This window comes from Mesorhizobium sp. M8A.F.Ca.ET.165.01.1.1, from assembly GCF_004792065.1.
GTDB lineage: Bacteria > Pseudomonadota > Alphaproteobacteria > Rhizobiales > Rhizobiaceae > Mesorhizobium.
In genome coordinates this window covers 364,298-380,974 of the sequence record NZ_SRTH01000005.1, presented here as the reverse complement: position 1 = coordinate 380,974, position 16,677 = coordinate 364,298, and the positions used below count along the sequence as shown (strand labels likewise).

At 65.3% G+C, this 16,677-nt stretch carries 19 protein-coding genes; 5 read left to right on the top strand and 14 right to left on the bottom strand.

Going from position 1 to position 16,677, the window contains the following annotated elements:
- Positions 1 to 7 precede the first annotated feature (7 nt).
- The 9 genes from EN808_RS17755 to EN808_RS17715 form a co-directional block, all read right to left on the bottom strand.
- Complete coding sequence (locus tag EN808_RS17755) at positions 8 to 157, bottom strand: hypothetical protein (RefSeq protein WP_086081318.1); 150 nt, start codon at positions 155 to 157, stop codon at positions 8 to 10.
- A 56-nt stretch (positions 158 to 213) separates the two neighbouring features.
- On the bottom strand, positions 214 to 498 hold the full coding sequence (locus EN808_RS17750) for a PRC-barrel domain containing protein (RefSeq protein WP_135916529.1): 285 nt from the start codon (positions 496 to 498) through the stop codon (positions 214 to 216).
- Positions 499 to 694: 196 nt separating this feature from the next.
- Positions 695 to 1,018, bottom strand: a complete 324-nt coding sequence (locus EN808_RS17745) for a DUF2934 domain-containing protein (RefSeq protein ID WP_127870289.1) — start codon at positions 1,016 to 1,018, stop codon at positions 695 to 697.
- A gap of 117 nt (positions 1,019 to 1,135) precedes the next feature.
- On the bottom strand, positions 1,136 to 1,732 hold the full coding sequence (locus tag EN808_RS17740; protein ID WP_127279515.1) for a BA14K family protein: 597 nt from the start codon (positions 1,730 to 1,732) through the stop codon (positions 1,136 to 1,138).
- A gap of 132 nt (positions 1,733 to 1,864) precedes the next feature.
- Positions 1,865 to 2,356 (bottom strand): DoxX family protein, encoded by a 492-nt coding sequence (locus EN808_RS17735; RefSeq protein WP_135916528.1) that lies wholly within the window; start codon positions 2,354 to 2,356, stop codon positions 1,865 to 1,867.
- Positions 2,357 to 2,724: 368 nt separating this feature from the next.
- Positions 2,725 to 3,204, bottom strand: a complete 480-nt coding sequence (locus EN808_RS17730; protein ID WP_127870286.1) for a tetratricopeptide repeat protein — start codon at positions 3,202 to 3,204, stop codon at positions 2,725 to 2,727.
- Between the two features lie 35 nt (positions 3,205 to 3,239).
- Entirely contained in the window at positions 3,240 to 4,211 is a 972-nt protein-coding gene (locus tag EN808_RS17725) for an MBL fold metallo-hydrolase (protein WP_135916527.1), read from the bottom strand.
- A 91-nt stretch (positions 4,212 to 4,302) separates the two neighbouring features.
- Positions 4,303 to 4,548: a DUF680 domain-containing protein gene (locus EN808_RS17720; protein ID WP_135916526.1), complete on the bottom strand. Its 246-nt coding sequence runs from the start codon at positions 4,546 to 4,548 to the stop codon at positions 4,303 to 4,305.
- Positions 4,545 to 4,763, bottom strand: a complete 219-nt coding sequence (locus EN808_RS17715) for a hypothetical protein (protein WP_135884019.1) — start codon at positions 4,761 to 4,763, stop codon at positions 4,545 to 4,547. The genes EN808_RS17720 and EN808_RS17715 overlap by 4 nt, the downstream gene beginning before the upstream one ends.
- 390 nt (positions 4,764 to 5,153) lie before the next feature.
- On the opposite strand from EN808_RS17715, the gene EN808_RS17710 reads away from it, so the two are divergent.
- Genes EN808_RS17710 through EN808_RS17700 form a run of 3 tightly spaced genes read left to right on the top strand, consistent with a single transcriptional unit; the run spans position 5,154 to position 10,392 of the window.
- Positions 5,154 to 9,269, top strand: coding sequence for a Pls/PosA family non-ribosomal peptide synthetase (locus EN808_RS17710; protein ID WP_189524132.1), 4,116 nt, complete (start codon positions 5,154 to 5,156; stop codon positions 9,267 to 9,269).
- Positions 9,266 to 9,742: a GNAT family N-acetyltransferase gene (locus tag EN808_RS17705; RefSeq protein ID WP_245525092.1), complete on the top strand. Its 477-nt coding sequence runs from the start codon at positions 9,266 to 9,268 to the stop codon at positions 9,740 to 9,742. The genes EN808_RS17710 and EN808_RS17705 overlap by 4 nt, the downstream gene beginning before the upstream one ends.
- Entirely contained in the window at positions 9,739 to 10,392 is a 654-nt protein-coding gene (locus EN808_RS17700; RefSeq protein ID WP_135916524.1) for a 4'-phosphopantetheinyl transferase superfamily protein, read from the top strand. Before EN808_RS17705 ends, EN808_RS17700 begins: the two co-directional genes overlap by 4 nt.
- A gap of 316 nt (positions 10,393 to 10,708) precedes the next feature.
- On the opposite strand, the gene EN808_RS17690 is transcribed toward EN808_RS17700, so the two are convergent.
- The 3 genes from EN808_RS17690 to EN808_RS17680 form a co-directional block, all read right to left on the bottom strand.
- Complete coding sequence (locus EN808_RS17690) at positions 10,709 to 11,848, bottom strand: KamA family radical SAM protein (RefSeq protein WP_135916523.1); 1,140 nt, start codon at positions 11,846 to 11,848, stop codon at positions 10,709 to 10,711.
- A gap of 272 nt (positions 11,849 to 12,120) precedes the next feature.
- Positions 12,121 to 13,017, bottom strand: a complete 897-nt coding sequence (locus tag EN808_RS17685; RefSeq protein ID WP_135916522.1) for an NmrA family NAD(P)-binding protein — start codon at positions 13,015 to 13,017, stop codon at positions 12,121 to 12,123.
- Complete coding sequence (locus EN808_RS17680; protein WP_127278399.1) at positions 13,014 to 13,196, bottom strand: DUF1127 domain-containing protein; 183 nt, start codon at positions 13,194 to 13,196, stop codon at positions 13,014 to 13,016. The genes EN808_RS17685 and EN808_RS17680 overlap by 4 nt, the downstream gene beginning before the upstream one ends.
- 213 nt (positions 13,197 to 13,409) lie before the next feature.
- On the opposite strand from EN808_RS17680, the gene gcvA reads away from it, so the two are divergent.
- On the top strand, positions 13,410 to 14,336 hold the full coding sequence (gene gcvA / locus EN808_RS17675; protein WP_135916521.1) for a transcriptional regulator GcvA: 927 nt from the start codon (positions 13,410 to 13,412) through the stop codon (positions 14,334 to 14,336).
- Between the two features lie 217 nt (positions 14,337 to 14,553).
- Here the strand turns inward: gcvA and EN808_RS17670 are convergent, their stop codons facing one another.
- The gene (locus tag EN808_RS17670) at positions 14,554 to 14,766 is read right to left on the bottom strand and encodes a 4-oxalocrotonate tautomerase family protein (RefSeq protein WP_127277455.1); all 213 of its coding nucleotides are present in this window, start codon (positions 14,764 to 14,766) and stop codon (positions 14,554 to 14,556) included.
- A 78-nt stretch (positions 14,767 to 14,844) separates the two neighbouring features.
- Entirely contained in the window at positions 14,845 to 15,618 is a 774-nt protein-coding gene (locus EN808_RS17665) for an SDR family oxidoreductase (protein WP_135916520.1), read from the bottom strand.
- Between the two features lie 103 nt (positions 15,619 to 15,721).
- Here EN808_RS17665 and EN808_RS17660 point away from each other — a divergent pair, with 103 nt between their 5' ends.
- A complete protein-coding gene (locus tag EN808_RS17660; protein ID WP_135916519.1) occupies positions 15,722 to 16,615 on the top strand; it encodes a LysR family transcriptional regulator in 894 nt (297 codons plus the stop codon).
- Positions 16,616 to 16,677: the final 62 nt, after the last annotated feature.

Below are 16,677 nucleotides of genomic sequence, written 5' to 3'. Positions count from 1 at the left end.
GCATCCCTCAATGCCGCTTAAAATACTGCACCTCCTTCTCATGCTTCTCCGCCGCCTCGCGCGTATCAAACGTCCCCAAATTCCGCCGCTTCCCCGTCTTGTCGTCCTTCTTCCTCGAATAAAGCCGGTATTTTCCGTCTTTCAGCTTCCTGATCATCGGTCTCTCCCTTGGAAAAGACGAAGGGCCCGGCTGATGCCGAGCCCTTCTCATTGTCAGTCGCGGTGTTCGGGCATTTGTTTCAGCTGGTCCTTGGTCCAGCTGGTCACGGCGTGGATGTCGCCGTCCTCGTCGCGCATGAAATCGAGTTCGTTGGCCAGCACGGCCACGGGCTTCGCGCCGATGCCGAGGAAGCCGCCGACATCGATGACGACCTGGCCGGCATGCAGGTGGTCGACCGAGCCGATCTTCTCGTCGCCGGGGCCGTAGATGGTGGCGCCTTCGAGCGCATCCGGGGTCAGTTCGGCATTGGTCAGCCTGATGTGGTGGGTGTGGTCCATGGCCTGCATCTCCTGTTGGGGTGGGCAGAAGGAACCTGCGAGACAGCCAAGGGTTCCGACATTGCCGTTGATGACGGGGCGGATGACGGAGGATAGCGCCCTACGGCTTCGCCCGGGTCATGGTTTCGCGCCGCCGGCTCGATGAATCATCTTCTCATCGAACCGCGCCAACGCATTGTTTCGAAAGGCCTTGCGTTCAGCGCCCGCGCTTCGCCTTGAGGCCGCGCGCGGCCTGCTCGATCGCGACGCGATCGGTGCCGAGCCTGTCGATCAGCGCCTGCGCCTCGTCGCCCGATATGCCGGTACGGGCCGCCAGCGCTTCGACCTGCAGCACGTCCGTGCTGGCGATCTCGCCGGTTTCCGGAAGCGCATCGTCGGCCGTCAGCGGCAGGGCGGCTTCCCTGTCGATCTCCATCTCAGCCTGGTGCCAGTGCCGGTCATGGTCGCCATGGCCGCCGCCTTCGCGCTGCCAGATCTCGTAGGCGCGGTCGCGGATCTTGTCGTCGCGGTCGTCGTTCATGTCAGTTCTCCCTTGTGTGGGGGATGAACGCCGCGCCGGTGCGAACGATCCAAAAAATTTGCGTGATCGTCGGGATCACAAGCCGCGCCCTTCAGCCATGTTTACCCGGCACCGGCGCTACTCGCACTGGCGCCTGGGTCCGCCGGAATAGGGCTGGTAGCTGTTGTCGTCGGGCCGGTAGGAGCGATAGCGACTGAAGCAGGAATCGACATGGTCGGCGGAAAGCCCCGTCGTGACGGCCGAAGCGACGTCGCCCGCGACATAGCTGACTTCGGCCGTAGGCTGCGCGCTCTGGTCGGCGCCGGCGTCGAGATAGGGTGAGACGCAGGGGCGCAGCCGCCCGCTATAAGACATGTAGGTATTGTCGTCGGGATGGTAGGAGCGGTAATGGCTGGCGCACCATTTGACGTGGGATCCCGGCAGTTCGGCCGCTTCAGCCGAAGGCGCGATCGAGCCGGTCGCGGTCGGGTCGGGTGCCTGCTCCCTGGCGGCGATGTCGGGCGCGGCGGGCTGGTCGGCCGGCAGGCGTTCGAGGTTCTGCGACGTCTTGTTCACCGGCCGCGCGTCCCTGGTCCACAGCTCCGCGACGCTGACGGTTCGCCTTGCCTCATGCGGAGACTTGGCGGCGAGCAGCCAGGCGGCAAAGCCCAGCCCGCTGCCGAAGACCGCAAGGGTCAGAACAAAGCCGCCCACCAGTGCCAAAATCGCTTTCACGTCACGCTCCTTGAGCCCCTGCTTATAGAATGCGGAGCATCAAGGCTGGTTCCAGCACAGCACGTGCGAGCGTGTGTGGGCGCGCGCGGGCTCGGTTCCTGCTCAAACCGGCAGCCGCACCTCCACGGAAAACTAGTTCTCGACCGCCAGCAGCGCCGCCACCATCTCCTTGTCGCGCTGGCGCTGCCTGAGATAGCCGGCCAACAACCAGTCCAGCGAGAACCTGCCGGCGCCGGCGGCGGCCAGCACGAACATGCCGCCTGATATGGCCAGATCCTTTTCGAAATGCAGCAATTCGTTCTGGCTGGCGAAATTGGTGTGGAACAGCATGGCCGTGGCCAGGCAAAACAGGCCGAGCCCGATGGCGCCAAGCCGCGTCAGCAGGCCTGTCGCGATGGAAAGCCCCGCCCCCAGTTGCAGCGCCGCGGTGGCGATGAACAACGGCAGGCCGACGCCAAGGGCCGCCATGGCCTTGGCGGCGCCCTCGAAATGGCTGGCGAGCGTGGCGCCCTCATGCAGGAAGATGAGGGACAAAAGCAGGCGGCCGGCAAGCAGCGCCGCGTCCCGCAGGTACAGTCTGGCGGCGAGGCCGGTGAGCTTGGCGGCGCGTTCGTTCAGGGTCATGGTCGGGCTCCAGTGTCTTGACACCGTGCAGGCGTCGTCCGGCGCGCGGGATCGCGCGCGAATGTGTGATGCTTGAAAGGCCCGGAGCCGGCTCGAGGGAGAGGCGCCGGCTCCGGCAATGGGCGCCAGCCACGAGCGCCCGAACTTTGGTGGGTTGGGGGATGGGTTAGCGCCAGGCCCCTTCTCCGTCTCGGTTTCGCCGAGCCACCTCCCCCCGCTTCGCGGGGGCGAGGAAATCCTAGCTGCCGAGGTCGCGGCTTTGGAGAGCTTGGGTTCCTCGCCCCCATGGAATGGGGGAGATGGGCCGCGAAGCGGTCGGAGCGGGGGCTGCCCTGGCCTTCGCGAGCAAGGCAACCGCCTTGCCCGCCCTACTTCGTCACCTTGGTGTCGATGGCCTTCTGCAAATCGGCAAGCTCGTCGCAGCCGGCGGGGCACAGTTTCTGCAGCGAGGCCAGTTGCTCCTGAGCCTTGGCCATGTCGCCGGTCTCGACATAGAGCTCGCCCAGATATTCGCGGGCGGCCTTGTGGTCGGGCTTCAGCTCCAGCGCCTTGTTGTAGTAGGTCAGCGCGGTGGTGGGGTCGCCGGTCTTGCGCAGCGTGAAGCCAAGCAGATTGTAGACGTCGGCCTGCTGGTTGTCCTGCGCGAGTTCACGCAAATCCTCCAGCGCGCCCTTGTAGTCCTTGGCGTCGATCTTGGCCTTGACGGCGGTGAGGTCTGGCGCGTCGGCGCCTTCGATGTCGTCGACCGCATAGGCCGGCATGATCGTGGCGACGGGAACGACGGTCAGCACGGCAATGGCGCCGAGCAGGCCGTAGAGGGCGTGCTTGCCCAGATAGGATTGTTTCATTGTCTGTCTCGCTTGTCTGGATTGGGAGCTGACGCTCAAATTTCGACCGGAGTGAAGCCATAGGCATTGCCGTCCTTGACGAAGACGCCGGTGCCCGGGAACGGGAAGTGCGAACCGGAAATGCGGATGTTGTCCGCGATCACCCGGTCGATGATCTTGTGGCGCGTGGTGATTGCGGTGGGCCCATCCTGGTCGTAAGCGCCTTGCCATTCCGGATGCGGCGCCAGCAAAGCCGGCACATACATGGTGTCGGCCGAGATCATCAGCTGCTCCTTGCCGGAGTTGGCGAGATACACCGAGTGGCCGGGCGTGTGGCCGGGTGCGGCGATGATCTGGATGCCGGGCACCACCTCGGCGCCGTCCTCGACCAGCTTCCAGTTCTTCCATTTCGGGAAGTTTTCGGCGATGCGCTTGCCCGCCGGCTTGCGGCCCTCGGGCAGCTTGGCCAGCCGGCTCGGGTCGGTCCACCAGTTGTATTCGGTGGCGTTGACGATCAGCTCGGCATTGGGGAACACCGGCGTGTTGGTACCCTTCTCCATCAGGCCCCAGACATGGTCGGGGTGGAAATGCGAGATCATGATGGTGTCGATCGCCTTGTAGTCGATGCCGGCGGCGGCCATGTTGGCCGGCAGATGCGTGGCGTTGGCCTGCCACTGGCCGACGCCGGAGCCCGCATCCATCATGATCAGCTTGCCGCCCATCTTGAGCACCACGACGGTGAGCGGAATGGGCATGAAGTCGGTGGTCAGACCCGCCTTGGCGAGTGCGGCCTTGGTGTCGTCTACCGAGACATTCTTGATGAAGGCCGGATCGTGCGGCTTCTTCCAGATGCCGTCATAGATGGCGGTGACCTCGATGTCGCCGACCGTGTATTTGTAGAAGCCGATGGTCGGCTCCACCGGCGTCTGCGCGAAAGCGGGGCGGGTGAATTCAAGCTTGCCGGCGAGGCCGAAGGCAGCGGCGGCAGTGGCGGTTCCGAGCAGTGTGCGGCGTGTCATGCTGAACATGGTGGTTCTCCTCTGTTGAGTGGTGGCTAAAGGCACGTCTTGGAATGACGGAGGGCCAAGCCCCTTGGGATGTTCGAGGACCGGAGCGCGCTCAGTTGCCCCAGATGCCCTCGTCATTGTGCCGGTTGATCATGTCCTGCACCGACTCTTGCTTCGGCCCGGTCGTCACCTTGGTGTCGACGCCATGGGTACGTGCCGTGTAAGGGATCGAAGCCGTCGCGTTGGTGTCGACCGGAGCGGCCGGCTGGTTGGAATTGTTGGCGCCATGGTCGCTGCCGGCAAAGGCGGAACTCGAGGCAAGCAACATCGCGGCCACGCTGAGAGCGAGCTTGGTCATTTCGCTAAATCCTTGTTTCGTTTCTTCGCGTCGCGGGCCGATTTGCCCCGCTGATGACAAGACCCGGAAGCGCCGCGCTTTATTCCCGGGCGCCGACAGATTTTTTTCAAAAAGCCGGAAAACAGGCGGTTGCGGGCATGCGCAGGCCCACCCAGACACAATCCAGAAACAAGATTCAACAGTTCAGAAAAACTGGCGAAAAGATCGGATGGCATATCAATCCCTCAACGGCCGGAAATCTGGCCGCCGCACAGGCGCACGGGGTTGGGTACGGGCAATGCAACGAGGTTCGGACGGATCGATGGGTGCCCTTCCCGGCATGTCGCTCGCCGCCGGCAGCGCCCCGGCGACGCCCGGCGTCCATGCTCCCGAACATGTGAAGAGGGAGCGGCCGATTCCGTGATAACCGCGCGGCCAAAGAGGGACCCGGCGGTCAGCGATCGCCGGTCGGAATTCCGGAATCTTCCGTTTTGGAGGCTTCGGTCATTCCACCTCCATCAACAACGATCAAATTGCAGCGGCGGCACAGCCGACAATGCCTGCTCGAGCGGCGGCATGACCGAGATGTGCCCGTGACGGCTTGGCCAGGACGAGAAAGTTTGGAAATGGACCACGGTATCGATATCGCCGAACTGGACAGGGAAGCGGCAAGGTTGGGCGGAGAGCCCGGGACCAGCCGCGACAGCGTCCATGCACCTGCGGAAATTGCCCTCGGAGCGCGCCGCCAGGTCCTGGCAGGCGCCGATTTTGCCCGGGCGGGTCAGTCGGACGAGCGGCTCGACAAGGTCTTCGAGCAACTCGCCGAAACATTTGCCACGCTGCCGGCGGTGATCTCCGAGGGCCGCGCCTGGACCTATCAGGAGCTGGACAGCAGAGCCAACCAGTTCGCCCGCCTGCTGGTCAAGCGCGGCGTGCGGCCGGGCGACCGCGTCGGGCTGATCCTCGACCGGTCCGCGGAAACCTATGTCGCCCTGCTCGCCGTGGTGAAGGCGGGCGCCGCCTTCGTGCCGCTGGCCACCGCCTTTCCGCAGGAGCGCATGGCGCTCATCATCGAGGACGCCAGCGTCAGCCTGGTCGTCACCATCGCCACCTATGCATCGCGGGCCGGCGAGTTGCCGGTTCCGCATCTGTTGATCGACAGCGCCGCCGCCGAAATATCCGCCCAGTCCAGCGCGCCGCTGAAGCCGCACAAGGCATCGGCCGCCACTGCGATCGAAGACACCTGCTACATCCTCTATACGTCGGGCACGACCGGCAGGCCCAAGGGCGTGGCCATCCGCCACCAGAGCTTCGTCAACTTCATCCGCGTCGCCGCAGCGTCCTACGGCTACCGGCCGGGCGATCGCGTCTACCAGGGTATGACCATCGCCTTCGACTTTTCCTCCGAAGAGATCTGGGTGCCATTCGTCGCCGGCGCGACCGTCGTGCCGGCCCCGGGCCAGATGCCATTGGTGGGCGAAGAGCTCGCCGATTTCCTGCGCCATCACGACATCACCTGCATGGCCTGCAGCCCGACGCTTCTGTCGTCCATGACATCGGATGTGCCCAGCCTGCGCACGCTGCTGGTCGGCGGCGAGGCCTGCCCGCACAATCTGGTGGTGCGCTGGTCGAAGCCCGGCCGGCAGATCCTCAACACCTATGGCCCGACAGAGGCGACCGTCACGGCAACCATGGGTGCGCTGACGCCGGACCGGCCGGTGACCATCGGCGCGCCGCTGCCCACCTATTCGATCGTCATTCTCGACCCTTCGCTGCCGCAACTTGCCGAGCCTGGTGAACTGGGCGAGATCGGCATTGCCGGCATCGGGCTGGCGGTCGGCTATCTCAACCGGCCGGACCTGACCGAACAGAAGTTCATCGCCGATTTCCTCGGCCTGCCGAACAACCCCTCGAAGCGCATCTACCGCACCGGCGACCTTGGCCGGATCAATAACGCCGGCGAGATCGAGTATGCCGGTCGCATCGACACCCAGGTCAAGATCCGCGGCTATCGCATCGAACTCGGCGAGATCGAGGCCGTGCTGCTGGACCAGCCGGAGATCGCGCAGGCCGCCGTCACCACCTGGGAGATCGAGCCCGGCCGCGTCGAGCTCGTTGCCTATTACGCGCCCAAGGCCGGCCAGCCGGCGCTCTCGCGCGCCGACATTGCCCAGACGATGAAGCAGCGGCTGCCGGACTACATGGTGCCCTCCTACCTGGAGGAACTGCCGGCGATCCCGATGACGGTCTCCAACAAGGTCGACCTTCGCCAGCTGCCCAAGCCGACCAGCGTCCGGCTTTCGGCCGACCGCGCCATGGTGGCGCCCGGCAATGACGACGAGCGGTTCCTGGCCGACGCGCTATGCGCCGTGCTGAAATTCGACGACGTGTCCGTCGAGGACAATTTCTTCGACGATCTCGGCGCCAACTCGCTGCTCATGGCGCATTTCTGCGCTCGCGTGCGCACCCGCAAGGAATGGGCGACGACGTCGATGCGCGACATCTACCTCTATCCGACCGTGGCGCGCCTGGCCAAGCACCTGAGCGCGGCGGAAGAGCTGACGAGCGCCACCAACGAGCCCGTTCTCACCCGCCAGGCGTCCAATCTCGTCTACTGGACCTGCGGCGCGGCGCAGCTGCTGTTTTACGCGCTCTACAGCTACGTGGCGCTGTGGGCGATCAATGACGGCCTCGACTGGGTCTATGACGCGCTCGACGAGCCGCTGCAGCTCTACATCAGGTGCGTGGTGCTCTCGGCCGGCGTGTTCTTCGGCATGTCGGGCTTTGCCGTTGTCGCCAAATGGGTGCTCGTCGGCCGCTGGAAGGCGGAAGCGTTCCCGATCTGGGGCCTGCGCTACTATCGTTTCTGGGTGGTGAAAACCTTGATCCGCACGGCACCTGTCGTGCTGTTCCGCGGCAGCCCGCTCTACAGCCTTTACCTGCAGCTTCTGGGAACCAGGATCGGCAAGAACGTGGTCATCGAATCCCGTGCCGTGCCAGTATGCACGGACCTGATTTCGATCGGCGACCGAACCATCCTGCGCAAGGAATCGCTGATCCTCGGCTATCGCGCCCAGGCCGGCTATATCCACACCGGGCCGCTGGCCATCGGCCGCGATGCCTTCGTCGGCGTCGGCTGCACGCTCGACATCGACACCGCGATCGGCGATGGCGGCCAGCTCGGCCATTCCTCCTCGCTGCAGCGCGGGCAAAGCATCCCGGACGGCGAACACTGGCATGGATCGCCGGCGGTGCCGACCACGGCGGACTATTGCAAGGTGCGCAACGTCAATCCTCCCCGCATCCGTCGCTTCCTCTACGAAGCCGTGCAACTGATAGGGCTGTTTGCCATCATCACCCCGCTGCCGCTTTTGTTCCATAGTTATTGGGAGAATGTCGGCGACGACTATCAGGAGACGATCGGCATTGTGGCGATCGGCACGACGGTCACGCTTTTCGGCTACATCGCCGTCGCCTTCCTCGCCGCCACGCTGGTGCCGCGCCTGTTCAGCCTGATCCTGAAACCCGGCCGCACCTACACGCTTTACGGTTTCCGCTACTGGCTGCAGACGGTTGCCGAGTTCTCGAGCAACTCGCGCGTCCTCGGGCTGCTGTTCGGCGACAGCTCGGCCATCGTCCATTACATGAGCGCCATCGGCTGGAACCTCAACAAGGTGGTGCAGACCGGCTCCAATTTCGGCTCCAACCAGCAGCACGAAAACCCGCTCCTGTGCGAGATCGGCACTCAGACCATGGTGTCGGACGGGCTTTTCATGATCAACATGCACAAGTCCGCTTCCGCGTTCCGGCTCGAGCCGACGCGGATCGGCGAGCGCAACTATCTCGGCAACAACATCTACTATCCGCCGGACGGACGCACGGGCGACAACGTCCTGCTCGGCACCAAGGTGATGGTCCCGATCGACGGGCCTTTGCGCGAGAATGTCGGCCTTCTGGGCTCGCCCCCCTTTGAAATCCCGCGCATGGTGAACCGCGACAAGGAACTCATTGCCGGCATCGATGAGGAAGACCGGCTGAAGCGCATTCCGCTCAAGAACCGTCACAATCTGGTGACGATCCTCCTGTTCATCGCCACGCAGTGGGTCATGCTGTTCGCCACGCTGGCGATCTGGGACCGGGCGCTGAACTACTACACCGAATGGGCGGAGATCGCGCTCTTCGTGGCGGTGCTTTTGACCTCGGCCATCACCATTCCGTTCTACATCTTCGTCGAGCGGGCAAGCCTTGGTTTTCGCAAGCTGAAGCCGCAGATGACGACGATCTACGACGTCACCTTCTGGCGCCATGAGCGCCACTGGAAGCTGGCGGATTCGCCCATCGTGCGCCTGTTCGCCGGCACGCCGTTCCGGCCGATGATCCTGCGCATGCTGGGCGTCAAAGTGGGCAAGCGCGTCTATGACGGCGGCGCCAATTTGACCGAGCGCTCGCTGGTGGAGATCGGCGACGACGTCACGCTTAACGAAGGCTGCGTCATCCAGGCCCATTCGCTGGAGGAAGGCGCGTTCAAGTCCGACTTCATCCGCATCGGCGATGGCTGCACGCTCGGGCCGTCCGCCTTCGTCCACTACGGCGTCGTGATGGGCAAGGGATCGATGGTCGATGCCGATTCCTTCGTGATGAAGGGCGAAGAGCTGGAGCCCAACTCCATCTGGCGCGGCAACCCGGCCAAGCTGCACCGGTTCGTCGAGCCGGTCAGCGAGGGCTCCGGGGCATCTTCTTGACGGACCGCGCGACTGGCACCGTGGACATCCGTATCGTCCCGGTGACCAAGGCCAATCGAGCCATGGTCACGGCCCTGCGACTGGCTCCGGAGCAGATGGACTTCGTCGCCGGCAATGCGGACTCGCTCCGCGAAGCCCGGTCCGATCGGGACGCGCGGCCGCGCGCGCTGATGGCCCGGGACCAGCTTGTCGGATTCCTGATGTACGAGGCGCCACGGGACGATGACGAGGCCCGCATCTACCGCTTCATGATCGACCGTGCCTGGCAAGGCCGGGGCTATGGCAAGGCCGCGCTGCGGGCGGTGTTGGAGGAAATCCAAGGGCTCGGCCACGTCAGGCACGTGTCGATCTGCTACGAACCGGAGAACGAGGCGGCGCGGCGGCTCTATCGCAGCGCCGGTTTCGTCGAAGAGGGGATCGACGAGGACGGGGAAATGATCGCCGATCTCGTCCTGGCGCCCGCCGACCGATGACGCCGTCAGTCGATCCGTCCGAGGAAATCGCCCTGGCACGCGCCATGGCCGCCATGGTCCCGGCCGGAGTCCGCACCGGTTGCCGGATCATCCGCGAAGGCGACGAGACCCATCTGTTGTCGGCGGAGGCAGGTTCCATCCCCGCCCGCCAGCCCGCCATGCGGCGGGCCAGCGGCGCGGCGCGCTGGATCGCGCACCGGCTGCTGGCGGATGCCGGCTTCGACGGTTTCGCCCTCTTGCGCACGCCCTCCGGTGCGCCCGCCTGGCCGCAGGGGATAACCGGCTCGCTCGCCCATGACGACGACATGGCTGTAGCGGCGGTCGCGCCTGTCGCCGCCATAGGCTCGCTCGGCATCGATGTCGAACCGGCGCTGCCCCTGCCCGACGAGATTTCCGCCCTCGTTGCCATGCCCGCCGATCGGATCGGTGCCGCCGACCGGCAGCTTGCCGGCCGCATTCTCTTCGCCGCCAAGGAAGCGGTCTACAAGGCTGCCTATCCGCTGGATCGCGAGGTGCTGGGCTATGAGGACATCGCCGTGGACCTCGAGACTGGCCACGCGACGACGAGGACCGGCCGCAAGGCGCGGCTCGCATACTGCGTTGCCCCGCGCGTGGCCGTGCTGGCGTTTGTCGACGGTGATGGGGTTTAGGGTCAGCCCGACTATTCCTGCTGCGTTACGACATCATGAGTTTCCGGCCGAATGCAGCAATCTTTGGCGTCAGCGCCGCCCCTCACTGTCCTGCCGGACATCTCTCCCCGTATAGTGACGGGGAGAGAGGACCGGCCGCAACGCCGGTGGTTTTCCTGCAACGCTTGAGATTGGCGAAATCGGCGACGGTCGCGCCCCTCTCCCCGTCACTATACGGGGAGAGGATGCCGGCAGGCAGGTGAGGGGCGGCGCAGACGCTGGCCATTATGAACAGTTGCTATGACGCGTGGGATATCCTTCGGAAAGCACTCTGGCCTCACGAGCCGGCAGTCGGGTTCTTCGAAGACAGATCGTGCCCTGCGCCGACCACCTCCCGGTAGGCCCTCACCGCGCCATCCAGCCCGCGTATGCGCCAGCTTTCCCCGTCCTGTCCCTCGATAGGACAAGGTCCCAGCGGCACCTTGCCGCCGCCGTCCGGAAGATCCAGCACATAGACCGGATTGCAGATGCCCGAGAGCCGCGCTCTGAGCGCTTCCACCAGCGCCTGGCCGTGCTCGATCGTGGTGCGCCGGTGCGCCATGCCACGCGCGAGGTCGCCATGGTGCAGGTAATAGGGTTTGACGCCCAGCCGGTACATCAGCTCGCGGCAGAGCTCTTCCAGCGCCTCGACCGTATCGTTGACGCCCTTCAGCAGAACGCTCTGGTTGAGCAGCACGAAACCGGCCTGTCGCAAGGTGCGGCAAGCCGCTTCGGTTGCATCGGTGATCTCGCGCGCATGGTTGAAGTGGGTGACCACCGTCACCATCAGCCGACCCTGCAGTGCCGCGACCAGCCCTGGCGTGATGCGCGACGGCAGCGCAACCGGCACGCGCGTGTGGATGCGCAACAGCCGCACATGGGGGATAGTCTCGACACGGACGCGGATTTCGGCAAGTGCCTTATCCGGCAGCGACAGCGGATCGCCGCCGGTCAGGATCACTTCGCGGATTTCGGGGTGGTCCGCTATATAGGCCAGCGCCGGCTCCAGCGCCTCGCGCGTATAGCCACGGCCGATCGAGGTCAGCGATTCCTTGCGGAAGCAGAACCGGCAATAGACCGCGCATTGATAGGTCGGGAACAACAGCACCCGGTCGGCATGGCGATGCGTCAATCGCGGCACCGGGCTGAATTCATGATCGGCGATCGGATCGCCGAGCTCGCCCTCGGCCTCCTCCAATTCCCCAGGCGACGGGATCACCTGGGCCCGGATCGGATCGGCCGGATCGTTCCAGTCGATCAGGTCGAGATAGCTTTTTGGCGCGCGCACCTTGTGCAGCGTGGCGGCAGCCTGCGCGGCTTCGCGTTCGGCCGGCGAGAGCGGCAGGGAAGCGAGGTCGCGCACATGGCGGACGCCGGCGCGGACGTCATCCTGCCAGGCGGTGTCGGGAGCGCGGGTTGTATCTCTGAGGTTGGGCATTAGCAGGTCTCGGGCTGTTCGCGCGGACCTATCGGCTGGATGGGCTGTTGGGTCAACCGCCGCGCTCTACGGCGCCCCCTCTGTCCTGCCGGACATCTCCCCCCTCGAGGGGGGAGATTGGCAGTTCAGACGCCGGCTCTCCCTTTATAGCTTTATAGCTTTGGAGATTGGCGAAAGCGGTCGCGACATCCGATCTCCCCCCACGTGGGGGAGATGTCCGGCAGGACAGAGGGGGCGCCGGAGAGAGCCGACTTTGCCAAGAACCCTAACCTTCACAACCTCCGCCCACCCGCGCCGGCCATCGCCACAAAAGCGCTCTCAATGCTTTCAAACCTCAGCTCCGGGTAAAGCGCGCCCGCTTCCGGAGTGGCCGTCTCGAGCGCGGTCTCGCCACGGAGCCAGAACGCCCGCAGCAATCCAAGGCCGGGAACCGCCGCGATCATCGCCTCCAACTCATCGGCGCTCATCTGCTTGACGCGCGGCGAGCGGCCACTCACCCGGCGCCACAGCTCGATCATCGCGCTCTGCGTGATCTTGTTCTGCGCGATGCGGATTTCGCTGCGAACAGCATCGGGATCCTCCAGCGCGCGCATTGTGACGGCGGCGATATCCTTCTCGCTGACAAACGTCGCCGGCACATTGCCGTCGCCATAGAGCGTCACCTCGTCGGGCGGCAGCGGCGAGGAGCCGAAGCGCGTCAGGTCTCCCAGGGTCGCCACCCAGGTCGAGAAGAAGCCGTTGGTGTAGATCACCGTATAGGGCAGGTCGGCCTCCCGGACCGCGTCGAAGACGGCCCGCTTGATGTCGAGCGGTTCGATCGAGCCGGGCGCGGCGGCGGCGAAGTCGAGGCCGAAGCCGGCGGACGGCACATAGCGGGAGACGCCGGCATCCCTGACGGCGCGCACCAGCGTCATCTCGCTGGCCGAGCCGACATGCACCGAGCTGATGACGCGATCGACCTTGCCGACGGCGCGCACAAGGCTGTCATAGTCGTCGAGATCGCCGACATGCACCGTGGCGCCGAGCTCCTTCAGCGGGCGCATCCGCTCTCCATTGGCTGATGTTGCCGGCCGGACGAGTACATGCAAGCTGTCGCCATTGCGCGCGCTGGCCTTCGCCATCTCGCTGCCGAGAAGCCCGGTCGCGCCGATGATCAACGTGCTGGTCATATCGCCCTCCCATTGCCGAGAATTGAACCGTCCCAGTCGCGTTCAAGGCCGATGTCATGCAAACGGCGGTCGGAAAGCCGGGAAACCTTGCGCAATGTGCGGCGGCGCTCGAACGCTGCCGCGCTTCGCATGGCAAGGCCGCTCACCGCGGCAGTGATGGGTCCAAGGGTCAGGTTCATGTTCGTCTCCTGTGTTCTAGCGGGCGCGAGAATGCCGATGTCGCCCACCGGGCGAGCATGACGATTGCTCACACTTGTCTGGTCAATTCAGCGCATCGATAAACCGGAAGTCCGGTGTGGATGCTTGGTATGCCTGAATATTGGGCGGTTTCGGGCTGGACGACAAACGACTCTTTGTGCAGGATTTGTGAGCAACGCTCACAGGTGGAACCCATGCCGCGCAGATTGCCGCCCCTCACCGCCTTGCCCGCCTTCGACGCGGCCGCCAGGCATTTGAGCTTCTCCAAGGCGGCGCAAGAGCTCAACCTCACCCATGGCGCCGTCAGCCGCGCCATCCGCAACATCGAGGACAGGCTGGGCATCCAGCTCTTCGATCGCGGCACGCGCTCCGTGCGGCTGACCGCTGTCGGCACGGCCTATGCGGCGGAGGTCGGCAAGGCGCTCGACCAGATCGCCGCCGCCACCATCGCGGCCACGCCCGACCGCTCGACGCGCATCCTGAACGTCAGCACGTCGGACGGCTTTGCCGGCCGCTGGCTGGTGCCGAGGCTGCACCGCTTCCATCGCGCCAATCCCGACGTCGACGTGCGGCTGGCGACTTCGGGCGTGCTGGCCGATTTCGTCAGCGACGGCATCGACATATCCATCCGCTACGGCCGCGGCGGCTATACCGGGGTGACGGCGGAATTCCTCGCCGACGAGGAGGTCTTCCCGGTCTGCAGCCCGGAACTGCTGCAAGGCGAGCACCCGCTGCGGCAGCCCGGGGATTTGAGGCATCACAAGCTGATCCACGACGCCTTCCGCATCGACTGGGCGACATGGCTTGAACAGGCCGGCGTCGAAGGCATCGACCCCAAACGCGGCGTGCGCTTCGATTCCGCCACCTTCGCCGTCGAGGCCGCGGTGCATGGCGAAGGCGTGCTGCTCGGCCGCAGCGCGCTGGTCTCGGCCGACCTCGCGGCCGGGCGGCTGGTGCGACCCTTCGACCTCGCGCTGAAATCAGCTGCCAGCTACTACGTCGTCTATCCCGAAGGCGCGCTGCGCCAGAAAAAAGTCAGGGCGTTCCGCGACTGGCTGTTCGCCGAGATCGCGGCCGACTGGGTCGGCGTGCCCAAGAGCCAGGCGCCCGAAGCCATCTGAGCGCATCCGGTTCCATCGATTGAGCAGGCGCCAGGCCGAAGCCGAGACAGGTGGACAACTCGGGGCTGCCCACCTGGCCCCCGCCGCGAATGCATGCCGCCCCAAAGGGGGCATTGGTTTTTCGGGAACCGACATGCATTGAAAGGCCCCGCGCACAGAGTGGACGTTGGCGTTCGCGGCGACCAGTCGTCATATGACGGGTATCGCGTTCGAAGGCCTATTCCTCGGCGCGAAAAGCTTCCGGCACGATGAACACCTCGTCGGCGCGGCCATAGCCGCCGTCGGCGACTTCCTCCACCAGCACCATCGTGTAGGGCCGCACGCCCTCGCCGAAGAAGTCGACGAACATGGCTGTCGTGCGATGGATGAGGTCTTCCTTCTGCGCCTTGGAGAGCGCCGCCTGCGGCATCTTGATATTGGCGAATGGCATGGTCTTTTCCTTGTTTCTGGAGGTTGGTTTCAGGTTTCGGGGATGGAGCAGGTCGGCGGATAGCAGCGGCCCGCCTCCTCAGATCACGCCGCCATTGGCGCGGATGATTTGCCCGTTGACCCAGCCACTGTCCGGCCCGGCCAGGAACGACACCACGCCGGCAATGTCGTCGGGCTGGCCGAGCCTGCCGAGCGGGATCATATTTCCGATGGCCTCGATCTGCGCCGCGCTCTTGCCGTCCGTGAACAGCGCCGTCTCGACCGGTCCGGGCGCCACCGCGTTGACGGTGATGCGGCGCGCGCCAAGCTCCTTGGCCAGGATGTGCGTCATCGCCTCTACCGCCGCCTTGGTGGCGGCATAGACGCCGTAACCCGGCTGGTAGAGGCCGACGACGCTGCTCGAGAAATTGACGATGCGGCCGCCGTCGCGCAGCCGCCGCGCGCCTTCGCGCATGCCGCGGAACACGCCGCCGAGATTGATCGCGATTTGGGTATCGAAGAAGGCGTCGTCGGCCTGCGCGATCGGCGAAAGCCTCATGATGCCGGCATTGTTGACCAGGATATCGATGCCGCCGAAGGCCTTCTCGCCGGCATCGAATAGGTTGGCGATGCCCGTGGGATCGGCGATATCGGCTTGCACGGCGATCGCCTTGCCGCCATCGGCTTCGATGGCGCGCACCACCGCCTCGGCCTCCGCCTGTCCCTGCGCATAGTTGACGACGACGGCAATGCCGTCGCGGGCAAGCCGCCGCGCGATCGCCGCGCCGATGCCCTTCGAGGCTCCGGTCACGATCGCCGCTTTGGTTTGACCCGTGCTTGTTTGGTTGGCCGTACTTGTTTGGCCGGATGTCATGGAAGTCTCTCCTTCTCGTTGGTGGGACGGATATAGGCCGCGCCAATTTCCGGATAATCAGCTATCTCTTGACATCACTATTCGGAAACTGCGAACAAAGCCCATGGATCGGTTCGACACGATGCGGCTCTTCGTCCGCGTGCTGGAGCGGCGCAGCTTCACCGCTGCCGCCGCCGATCTCGGCCTGCCCCGCTCGACCGCGACGGAAGCGATCCGGCGGCTGGAGGAGCATCTCGGCGCGCGGCTGCTGGAGCGCACGACGCGCCAGGTGAACGCCACGCAGGACGGCGAGGCCTATTATCGGCGCTGCCTGTCGATCCTGGCCGAGATCGAGGATGCCGAGGCCGCCTTCCGCAATGCCGAGCCGTTCGGCCTGCTGCGCATCGATGCCAGCACGCTGCTCACCCGCACCTTCCTGCTGCCGCGCCTGCCGGAATTCCTCGCCCGCTTTCCCCGCATCGACCTGCAGATCGGCCAGAGCGACCGGCTGGTCGACCTCGTGCGCGAGGGTGTCGACTGCGTCATCCGCGTCGGCGAACCGCCCGACAGCGGCATGATCATGCGCCGCCTTGGCATGATCCGCGAGATGACCTGCGCCAGCCCCGCCTATCTCTCTCGCCACGGCACGCCCGCCTCCCCCGACGCGCTGGACGGCCATCAGGTGATCGGCTTCGTCTCCTCGCGCACCGGCGAGGTGCTGCCCTTCGAATTCACCGTCGCCGGCAAGACCCGTGAGGTCAGGTTGCCCGGCCGCGTCGCCGCCAACAATTCCGATACCGCCGCCGACCTGGCGCGGCTCGGCCTCGGCCTCATCCAGGCGCCGCGCTATCGTTTCGAGAAGGATTTGGCCGACGGCAAACTGGTGGAGGTGCTGGCCGAATACCCGCCATCGCCGACGCCGCTGTCGGCGCTCTATCCGCAGAACCGGCAGCTTTCGCCGCGCCTGCGCGTCTTCCTCGACTGGGCGGCGCGCATCTTCGCCGAGGCGAACTTGTAGGGCGAAGGATGCAGGGTTGCATCCATCGTTGCCCATCGGCGCCATCTGATGCCATTGTCTCC